At 46.6% G+C, this 11,030-nt stretch carries 5 protein-coding genes; 4 read left to right on the forward strand and 1 reads right to left on the reverse strand.

What is annotated here, in order from left to right; all coding sequences use genetic code 11:
* The first annotated feature begins 110 nt into the window (after window positions 1-110).
* From KHB02_RS03355 to KHB02_RS03365, 3 genes are all read left to right on the forward strand, one after another.
* Complete coding sequence (locus KHB02_RS03355) at window positions 111-5,942, forward strand: FG-GAP repeat domain-containing protein (protein ID WP_213145977.1); 5,832 nt, start codon at window positions 111-113, stop codon at window positions 5,940-5,942.
* Between the two features lie 126 nt (window positions 5,943-6,068).
* Window positions 6,069-7,799, forward strand: coding sequence for a hypothetical protein (locus tag KHB02_RS03360; RefSeq protein WP_241113692.1), 1,731 nt, complete (start codon window positions 6,069-6,071; stop codon window positions 7,797-7,799).
* Between the two features lie 247 nt (window positions 7,800-8,046).
* Complete coding sequence (locus KHB02_RS03365; RefSeq protein WP_213145979.1) at window positions 8,047-8,811, forward strand: SDR family NAD(P)-dependent oxidoreductase; 765 nt, start codon at window positions 8,047-8,049, stop codon at window positions 8,809-8,811.
* 73 nt (window positions 8,812-8,884) lie between these two features.
* On the opposite strand, the gene KHB02_RS03370 is transcribed toward KHB02_RS03365, so the two are convergent.
* Window positions 8,885-9,325, reverse strand: a complete 441-nt coding sequence (locus KHB02_RS03370; RefSeq protein ID WP_213145980.1) for a GNAT family N-acetyltransferase — start codon at window positions 9,323-9,325, stop codon at window positions 8,885-8,887.
* A 335-nt stretch (window positions 9,326-9,660) separates the two neighbouring features.
* Between KHB02_RS03370 and KHB02_RS03375 the strand changes: the two genes are divergently transcribed.
* Complete coding sequence (locus KHB02_RS03375; RefSeq protein ID WP_213145981.1) at window positions 9,661-10,587, forward strand: alpha/beta hydrolase family protein; 927 nt, start codon at window positions 9,661-9,663, stop codon at window positions 10,585-10,587.
* The last annotated feature ends 443 nt before the right edge of the window (window positions 10,588-11,030 follow it).

An 11,030-nucleotide genomic window follows, 5' to 3' on the forward strand; every position in this document is an offset into this window, starting at 1 on the left:
ATAGAATGCAACCAGGTAGATGGATTTAATCCTTGATTAATTCCCTTTGAGACATTACTGCGGACGCTGTAAAATCAACCCATTCCAATGGTGTATCACAGGAGGACTTTATGCCGAATAGTGAATTACAAGTCTTACGAGAAGAATTGCTTCTCGCGCGAAAATCCGCGGGTGCCGCGGCTGAAGTAGCATCAAAGCTTAAGGAGCAAGTCAAGCTTGCGGAAAAGGAAGCTGATGCGGCAAAAAAGGCGGCTGAGGATAAGCAGCAGCGTCTTGATGATTTGAAAAAACAAACAAGTTTGCTGCCTTCCTTACAAACCCGCTTTCAAGCAGAGCAGGCGGAGGCAGATCGGTTGGCTGCAGCCGTTAAAGCTGCAACCGCTGAGCTGGCCAATAGAAGGGCAGCGGTCAACAGATTGCCCCCCATTTTTCGGCAGCAAATGCTACTGCAGCTTATGGAACTGGAAAAAAAACTGAAGGAACTGGAGGCACAGGCTACTGCGGCAGCCCAGAAAGCGGCGAATACCAAGAGGCAAATAGACGCGCTCTCGCTACTTTTGGGGCAGATCCCTGTTTCAGAAGCAGAGGTTAAGGCAGCCCGATTGGTAGAAGCTTCAACTGCACAAAAGCTGAAACAACTGCAGCTCCAGCTTGCTGATGCAGAGGGAAGCATTGAAGCTGAGAGGGCTGTCATCCAGCGCTATCATGACAAGTTGGAACAATTGCTGCGGCAATTAAAAACAGATTTGCCAATCGCGTTGTTTCCCGTACGGATTGAGACACGATTTGTCACCACCGTAGACGGCACAGATTTACTCGTCCGTATTTACCCGGATGATATCGGTCAGGACAGCCTTCGCCGCGAATTGACACAAATTGAAATAAACTGGGGTCAAGCGTTTTGGCAAAAGGCAGACGAAGCCGAGAGAGAGGAAGATACAAAGCAGGCATGGGCTGAACTTGCTCAACGATTTGGGGTTGAGCGGGCGTCTTGGATTAAAGAGAAAACCAGACCAGACGGAAACGGTCCCGGTGAACCGGCATCCTCTGCCTGGGGAAGTGCTGCCAAAGCTGCTTTATTGCCCGACCGATGGACTGTATTTTTGTACAAGGGAGAAAAGAAAGCGATGGTGGCACACAGCAATCCTATTATCGATACCATTGCCACTTCTCCAACCCCGGTATCTGACATGCAGCTTGGAAATAGCGGACTATTTCTGGACGAAGGCATCTTTTGGATGGCAGACTTTGAGCAAGCCGTCAAAATCGGCATGGCGCTGCGTATTCGCCTGACAACGGAGCTGTTGTCAGGAATTGACCGGCTCGTAGTGTTGGGCGTAAAGGTTTCGCTGAATGAACAGGAATCTGCAAGTGATTTGGCCGCTCTGATGGATGCCCATCATTACACCCACGGTTTGGGATTTATTCCGACTGGCACCCCATCGAATAATACAGAAGAGGTTCAGTCTGGTTATGGCGAGCAGGATACCGGACATTGGAATAGCTTTGCGGTGGAATTCAACACCTCGTTAGTGCCGGAGGCAAATGGTTCGTTAGCGGCTTCCGCTTTTGGCATTCCGGATGCGACATTTCAGCATGTGCCATATGCAAACGGAGTGGATCAGATTGACGCGAAAATCATCAATCATGTGCTTTGGCCGGCTACTTGGGGCTATTTTCTGTTCCAGATGATGGATGGAATCGAAATGGAGAATGATCTTGAACGGTGGCGCTCCTGGTTTGCTGATTACGTCAGGGCGCGTGGTCCGCTCCCAGCACTCCGAGTAGGGAATCAACCTTATGGACTGCTTCCTGTCACCTCGCTTGATAAGTACAGGCCACTATTTGAGCCGGATCTCCTTATGGTTCACGTTCCGGAGGGACAACTGCAGCTGTTGTCTCGCATCGGATGGAATGTAACGCTGGACCGCGGCGCCAGTCACTGGTCGGATCAGTATAAAATTCCCGTTAATCTGTCTTCCATTTTTTCTCGAACTACCCTTAACAGCAATGTTAGGCCTGTATTGGCACTTACGGCAGCCAATGTGATGGGAACCGGTCTATCTGATCTTATTCTATTTGCTTCTGTTCAAACAATTCTAGGACGTAATGAAGCATATCAGATTGGCTGGCAGGTCAATGAACAGGGGATTGCAAAAAGTTGGAGCAATGCTCTGACGGTACCAAACGGTCCGGCAGGAGACGTGGTTGCCAGTGCTGTAGTATGTGCCGATCTAAATGGAACAGGCCAGCCTGATTTGTTTATCTTGCGGGTAACAGTTTCGAGAGGAATCAGGAATGCATCTTACTGTATTGGCTGGGAATTGGATCAAAGCGGCAAGCCGGCCAGTTGGAGCAACGTGATGTCAATCAAGATACCAATCACAAGCAATAGTGTTCACATTGCTGCAGCTATTGCTGATCTCGACCAAAACGGTCGTCCGGAGCTGATCATCGTGACCGCTCCTGCCGATGGAAGCGGGCCAGCCCAATGCCAAATAGGTTGGGATTTAACGGACAATGGAGTGGTTTCCCGGTGGACGAACCAGCAGATTATCCCTGATTGGCCAACCGGGCAAGTAAAGGGACTCAGCATCAACGTAAATCAAGCAGGAGTCATACCGGAAGTGAACGTCGTTTATTTGGCAGAATCCGATGCCAGCACTGTCTCTTATCTTCATCAATTACGCGGTTTTGACCGGGAGAGTGGTGCCATTAATGAATGGGCCGTTCGCCTTCTGGCTAACGGGCCGGCCAACCAAAAAGGGGGCAGTTTGGCTTTAGCCCTTGCCGATGTGGGCAGAAGCAGCCGTGTCCACCTTGGTACGGCAAGCGGACGTGCAAACCTGCTAAGTGGTTTGCGCAGCATCTGGCGTCGATCGCTGACGAACGTGCCTTACTATGGCAGGAACATAAGCGGTAATAAGGACCTGGTAGAGATGCTCGGTATGGACGGAGTTTCTGGGAGCTATACAGTCCGTCCGGTTATGGGTCCACTTTATACAAATGAACTGTGGAAATTTATGCAGAGGCCTCTTGACGATGTCTGGTGGAAGAACCATCTGGCAGCGGCCGAGACAGGGCTCAAGCTTGTTGGCTTAGAAGGGAAGCCGAGGCTGGTGGAAATGGTGTTAGAAAACGAGGCCGCACAGCTTCAAGCAGCCCTTGTTCAAGAAGGAATATCGGGGGAAGGCCAAGTTAATCCCAATTATATCGCCGAAATTGCCGAACTCGATCCATTGACACTAAATAATTCTAAGCCTCATCGTACCTTGTTATATCTACTATTAAAGCATTCTATGCTTTGGGAGTATGCGTTCGCTGCAATAAGAGCGGGCTTCGTCAAAAAGGAGCAGATGAAGGAACCTGAGTTGATCGACATCCCTGAACGGACCACGATGACTCCGCTGCGCTGGCTTCAAAAACCGTCACCGCCTGAACCGCGCATAAAGATAGCGGACTATTTGCACAAGCTTAGCTACAACGAACCTGCTCATCCGGATATTGCTGCCATTGTCGAGCAGCGGAAGAAACTTCAATATTTGGCCGTGCAGTCTGTGGACGTGTTGGAAGAGCTTTTGAAGGAAAGTCTCGATCTCAGTTCGCATAGGTTGGATGCCTGGATAACAGCTTGTGCATCTGAACGTCTTAGCGTGCTTCGCAGGAAAAAGCCTCAGGGCATCTATACAGGTGGTTACGGCTGGGTTGAGAATTTGCAACCATCGCAGGGTTCGGCCAGCAATGGCTTTATTCATGCTCCATCGCCGGCACATGCTGTCACAGCGGCCATCCTGCGCAGCGGTTATCTTGCCCACTCCGGCACAGGAAATGGAGATCTGCTTGCAGTAGATCTTTCGTCCGAGCGCGTACGGCTAGCACTATGGCTTCTTGATGGCATCCGTCAAGGCCAGCCAATGGGAGCAAGTCTTGGCTACCGCTTTGAACGAGGATTGGAGGAGTGTTCACCAGGCCAGTTGAATAAATACATTAAGGTCTTGCGTAATCTTGCTCCTTTGACAGCTAATAAACTGATTCCCAAAACCGGGGATGTGGAGGTTACTGCTGCAACTAGTGTTGTGGACGGTCTTGCACTGCTGCGGCGTTGGCAAAAGGGAATGGAAAACGGAATTTGGGACATAGACACCCTGCCATTTGATGTTCCAGGAACAATGCTGCCTGCGCGTGGAACTTCCGATCATGCTGCGCTGGAGAAAGAGATTAAAAAAATCGCCGATTTAGTAGACGCTTTAAGTGATCTAGCTTTAGCAGAGAGCGTTTACCAAACTGTTCAAGGAAACCCTACTCGTGCAGCTGCCAGTCTTGAGGGCATATCGAGAGGGGAGCTGCTGCCGCCTGAGCCGGAGGTGGTACAAAGTGCACGCAGCGGGATTGGTGTTACGCATCGGGTAATGGTGATGTTGGGCGACGTTCATACAGACGATAAGTATTTGCAAAGTTGGGATTTTGATGAGGATAGACAGATGCGCGCGAAAGCCGAGCCGGCTTTGAATGCCTGGGCGGCCAGATTATTTGGCGACCCATCCCAGGTGATTTGCAGGGTACTATTTGAGGATCCAAAAACCGGTACATTTGAGGAAGCTACCATTACGTTGAAGCAGTTGCGTTTGTCGCCGCTGGATGTTCTATATACCGCTACTCCTCAGAAGCCTGAACCGGTTTTCGGGTCTCAAGACTACAGGGCCTCTGCATCGGAGATTGAACAACGGACTCTGTTATTAGCAGAACAGATGCGTCCAGGCATGCTTGTGACGTTGCTACTTGACCGTGACGGCAGTTGGGGAGCAGATAAGCTCAGTTTCCCTGAGCTCTTCGAGATAGTTCGTTCAGCCCGTGCTGTTATTACCTCGGCCCGTGAACTGGAACATAGCGATTTGCTTGAACCTCTTGAAGCGGTTCGTGCAGATGTTGATCAGGCCAATGAAATGGATTTAGCCGATTTAAAGAAAAGAGCGGACCAAGCTGTAACCGAATTGCAGAATCGCGTGCAACTGTTAGGGGATTTGACCACGGGTCATCCGCTATTTGTGGATTTGTATCAAGCGCTCATTCAGCTTTCCTACTGCATAGGGGATGCGGTTCCTATGTCTGCAAGGGGAACAGTTGATGAAAAGATAAATCAGCTTCAACAGCAAGCAACATGGCTCGTAAATGGTCTGTCCCAACTGATCGATCAGTTGACAAACCTAGAGGCTGAATTCGACCGCGATAAGGCCTCGAGGGCCGAAAGAGTAGAACATGACCGGAAGCGGCTGCAAGCCATTTATGGCGCAGACTTTCGGGTTCTTCCAAAATTAAAGCCAAAAAACGCTGCCCTTCTCAAAAAATCATTCGATGACAAATTGGGGATTCAAGAGGTAACCCCATGGTTTCAACGAATTGCCAAGGTACGCAAGGAAGTTGGAAATCTGGAGATGTTGCTGCTTTATGCGGAAGCTGCTAGTGGCGGCAGGGAAGGAATCTCCTTCGATGTCGCTCAGTTGCCTTATCAGCCCGGTGATAAATGGGTCGGAGAAAAGAGTGCCCAGGGCGAAAAACGTGGTGGGCAATTGTCCCTTGTCGCTCATCGCCCAGGTGGATTTAACAGAAACGATTGGGTATCAGGTTTGGTGATTGACGAGATAGTTGAAGTGTTTCCTAATAAAAGGGAAACAACGGCGGTCGCCTTCCATTATGATGCTCCAGGTGCGGTTGCACCCCAGGCCATCCTGCTTGCAGTGGCGCCGGACGTGAATCGTCCTTGGGATGAAAATACGCTCGAAGCCATTTTGCTAGAGACACTTGAGCTTAGCAAACTGCGGGCTGTGGATTCAGCTGCCTTGGGTGATTTAGGACAATATCTGCCGGCACTTTACTTTGCATTTAACTCCGCGAACGAGACGATCGGCATGAATTTGTATGATTTGGCAAAAGGAAAGTCTTGAGTATTTACCAAAAAAAGGAAGTGAGAGGAGAATAAGATGCCTTCAATTACAACTTGGACCCGTCTAGAACCGCGGTCCCGTAGTGAAGCTATACAGGCAAGTTTGCAGGCCAGGGTTTACGATCCCTTGTGGATGCTGGCCCGCCAGTGGCAGTTTGGCGAATTTCAAGGTGAGGATAACGGCTCACCGGTGGCTGTTCAGTTGCAGGCCGAGCAAAGCCAGTTAAGCCTGTTTTCTCCAGGAAGACCGCAGCGGCTTCCAATTAAAACTGATGCGAGTCCTTACGACAGTACGCTCCTGCCACTAGAGACAATGGTGGAGCGAGAGAAGGGCTCTGTCGCATCAACTGATCACTTCCGAAATCAGGTTGAATCAGGCCTTCATTTTATACGCTTGCTTGGCGTTACACTGGGTATGAAATACCGAACGAAGTATCTCGATGCATATCCTATCGATCCCTTGACCACAGAACAGCGTCAGGGAATGGATGCGGACAGCATCCGCTATCATGATGTGTTCGCAAGGCGTACGGTCAACGGCAGCAGGTTATACACAGATATGAAAAAAGGGATGGATACCAGTACGGGAATCCTGAAGAAGCTTCCTGCTCAGCCACTTATCGATCCAGCAGACCAGGCACAGGTGATAAAGCTGGCAACGGAATGGCTTTCTTGGTATGAATCTTTAGTCAGCCGGCCAGATCCATCCCAGCCTGCTGATACGTGGAAAGAGGAGAGAATGGAATACGACTTTGCCACTGCAGCGGCAGTATCCGCTTCACCAGGGGTTCCGAACGGCCAGCTTGTTATTGTAGCACCGGAATACCAGGGAGGGCACCTTGACTGGTATTCATTCTCCGTTGATCATCAAACATACTTGTCCGTCACAGGATGGTCACCATCCGTCAAAACGATCAATAAGTCGGTTCTGCCTACTCAGGTAAGCTTCCCTGGGATGCCGTCTTCCCGTTGGTGGGAATTCGAGAATGCCAATGTTAATATCGGCGCGATTGACAGTCCTCCTGATGATCTCGTGCGGATGCTCATGATGGAGTTCATGTTGGTCTATAGTAACGATTTCTTCTTGATTCCAATGGATTTAGACGTTGGCTCCATCTGTCAGATCTCCTCTCTTCGAGTTTGGAATACGTTCGGTGAAGAGGTACGGATTGACCCGGTCAGCAAAACCGAACCTGCTGGCAAGCCTTGGCGCATGTTCCAGCTCTCACAGGATACTCGCAGCAATTTGTCGGTTCCTAATGATCCTCTTAATCTATTCTTCCTGCCTCCAGTGCTTGGACCAAGCCTTGAGGGTTCCCCGTTGGAAGAGGTGCATCTGTTAAGGGATGAGACTGCTAACATGGCTTGGGGAGTCGAGATGGTCGTTGAAAGTCCTGCAGGTCTGCCGCTTAATCGACACGAGGACTACCAGGACGTGCTCCGCCGGAAGGAGATGCAAAAGGAGATCAAATCTTCTGGTGTGACTGCAACTCGTTCCGGTCCGTTGGAGTATCGGGTAAGTACGGTTGTACCAGATCATTGGGTGCCATTCGTTCCAGTTCGACCGCCAGGATCTACCGAGGAAGCCAGAACGATTGGCCTTAAGCGCGGTACAGTCCTCCATCCCGAAAGTGGCCAACTAATCCAGCCAATCGGTAAGATACTTGCCGCCGATCCGCTGATTATCAAGGAGGAAGAGGTTCCACGAGAAGGAATCAAGGTTAGTAGGGCATACCAATATGCCCGATGGATAAACGGCGAGCCCTACCTCTGGATTGGACGCCGCAAAAGCGTTGGGCATGGTGAAGGAGGAATCGGTCTTAGATTTGATGTGGCAGAGCCAGGGGAGCAGTTCTAATGGCTTCGTGATAGGTCAGGCGGAAGGTTCTGGAGGCTTCTAGAAACTGTGGAATCTTTAATTTTTTTCAAAGTAGTAAAAAAATTAAAAAAGGATATTAACATAGCCTAATGTAAAAGGATTTCTATAACATGAGTCGAATAAAGAATAACATTAAAAATTTTATGCAGGGGAACCAGATTCATAGAACCATAATTTCCAATCAGGTTGTACTAGATTAATAAAAAATCGGAAGTAGGAAATTTACATGTTATTTGATTTAACTGGAAAAGTAAGTATTGTTACAGGAGCTAGTAAAGGGATTGGTAAAGCAATAGCTGTTGGTTTGGCTGAAGCTGGCAGCCATGTTGTTCTCTGCAGCCGCACAAAAGTTGAGTTGGATGAAGTTGCGAAAGAAATTGAACAAAAAGGGGTAGAAGCCTTAGTTATTCCGTGTGATGTTTCGAATCCTAAAGACATTCAAAATGTAGTAGATGAGACAGTTAATAAATTCCATCAAATTGACGTTCTCATAAACAATGCTGGAATAACTGTGAAGAGGCCGGCAGAGGAATACGACCTAAATGATTGGAATAAAGTGATCGGTGTTAATTTAACGGGTGTATTTCTATTCGCCCAGGCAGTCGGCCGTCAAATGATTAAGCAAAAGAAAGGAACCATCATAAATGTTTCCTCCATTGGAGGGGAAACGGCGCTTACTGGGTCAATAGCTTATTGTGCTAGTAAGGGTGGCGTGAATATGCTGACCAAAGTATTGGCGGTGGAGTGGGCTCCTCATGGCATAAGGGTAAATGGGATTGCACCTGCATATATAGAAACCCCTTTGGTAAAGGCCATTAAGGAGCAACGAAGTGAGTTTGCCCAAAGGATTGAGGCAAGAACACCACTAAATCGATTAGGAATGCCTGATGAATTAATAGGTTCGGCTATTTTCTTAGCCTCTGATGCTTCATCTTATATTACAGGTGAAACCTTAAAAGCTGACGGAGGTTGGACAGCATTAGGACTTTAATGCATATGGATGAAGGATAAGCCAGGGGACAGGTCTCCTGGCTTTTATATGCAAGCAGAACCGTCCCCATGCCTCACCTCACATATTCTAACAATATTTCCCCATGTTCCCTACGACCAGTGTCACGAAACCCAAATGCTTGGTAAAATCGATTAGCGTCTGTATTGTCTTCTTTTACTCCAAGGACAATGGAGTCGCTGCAGTCATCGAGCTTTGCCAGAAAGGTGATGGCTTGTGACAAAGCCGCTCGGCCATAGCCCATTCCTTGAAAGGCCTTATCAATCATAAAGCGGATAATCCAATAGGTTCCATCCTCCGGATCCATTCCGTACATCAGAAATCCTATCATTCTATCATTTAAATAAATTCCCATCGGTACAAAGGATTGCTCAAATTTTGACTCTGCCAGTGAATATAAATTTGAAGCAATAAAGGACTGTTGGTGAGGGGCAACCCGTAATTGAATGCAATCCTCCCAATTTTCGTTAGTTATTGGTCTCAATGAAATAGACATGTGTTTTTTATTCTCCTTTAGTTTTAAAAAATAAATTCCAAATCTATTAGGAAAATTATAAATTATTAGGAAAATATTGTATATATTTTTTATATAAGCACACCTTTGAGAAATGGATATAAAAAAAATACATATAAAGGAATTTGGCAGCAAATTACAACTTAAGTTCGAATACCTCGCATGCCGTACAAGTCCTTGTTTATTTCTTCTAACAATCTAACAAATTCTTAATTTTATGGTAAAATAATCCTGTATCATACAGTAGGCCAAACTAACTACCTTATAAACAAAAATGCCAAGTGATTATATTGAGATAATTAGTGGAGGGACATAAAATGGTTGAAGAAAAGATTGTGGTTGGCGCAGGAACAAAATACCCGCTGAATGGGATGTTGAGCATTCCTGAAGAGAGGAATGGTACCATTCCAGCGGTGATCTTGGTTCATGGTTCCGGTCCAAGTAATATGGACGGCAAAGTAGGAAATAATTTTATTTTTAAAGAATTTGCTGAAGGTTTGTCGGAAAGAGGAATCGCGGTCATTCGCTATGACAAGAGGACCTTCGTATATGGTAAAGAGATGAGAAACGATACTGGAATGTCGGTTAAAGAAGAAACCATTGAAGATGCCATCCTTGCAGCTGACTTGTTACGAAACGAACCACGGATTGATCAAAACAAAATTTTTATTATCGGACATAGTATGGGCGGGATGTTAGCTCCAAGAATTGACGCGGAAGGCGGAAACTTTGCCGGAATTATTATTATGGCAGGTTCACCGCGAAAATTAGAGGAAATCATGATGACGCAAAATGACCTCGCATTAAAGTCGTTGAACAGGGTTATAAGATTCATTGCAAAGAAGCAGGTAGCTGCCTTATCATCCAAGTTAAATAATATTTACAATCTAACAGATGAGGAGGCAAAATCAACCCCCGTTTTAGGCAAACACGTAAAAGCTTACTATCTTAAAGAAATGGGTGAACACCCAGCAATTCATTATCTTAAAGATTTAGATAAACCGGTTTTAATCATGCAAGGAGAAAAAGATGTTCAATCAACCGTAGAAGATGATTTTGAAGCTTACAAAAAGCAATTGGATCAAAAGCCGAATGTAACATTTAAACTATACCCAAACCTAAATCACCTATTTATGCCAGCCATCTATGGGAATATCCTAAAAGTCCAAAAAGAGTACAAGGTTGCCCAGAAAGTAGAAAGCCAAGTTTTCAAAGATATCGCCGATTGGATCCATTCAGTTTGAGGCATGGGGACGGTTCTAGACCGCTGAAAAACACACAGATAAAAGACATTTTTGTCTTCTGTTAAGGCAGATTTATCTTTGAGAAAGTCGATAAAAGACTTATACTTTTCGCAAGGGCGATTTTGTCTTTGATACATCGGATAAAAGACATTTTCGGTCTTATAAACCTTTTATAATTCCATTTTTACCATTCTCCACACCAATTACGGTCTTATGAACCTTTTATAAGACCGTTTTCACCATTGCTCCATAGCAATAACGGTCTTATGAACCTTTTATAAGACCATTTCAATCATGCTACATATCAACTTCGGTCTTATGAACCTTTTATAAGACCATTTTCACCATTGCTCCATAGCAATAACGGTCTTATGAACCTTTTATAAGACCGTTTTCACCATTGCTCCATAGCAATAACGGTCTTATGAACCTTTTATAAGACC

Origin of the sequence: Neobacillus citreus (genome assembly GCF_018343545.2) — a bacterium.
Taxonomy (GTDB): domain Bacteria; phylum Bacillota; class Bacilli; order Bacillales; family Cytobacillaceae; genus Neobacillus; species Neobacillus citreus.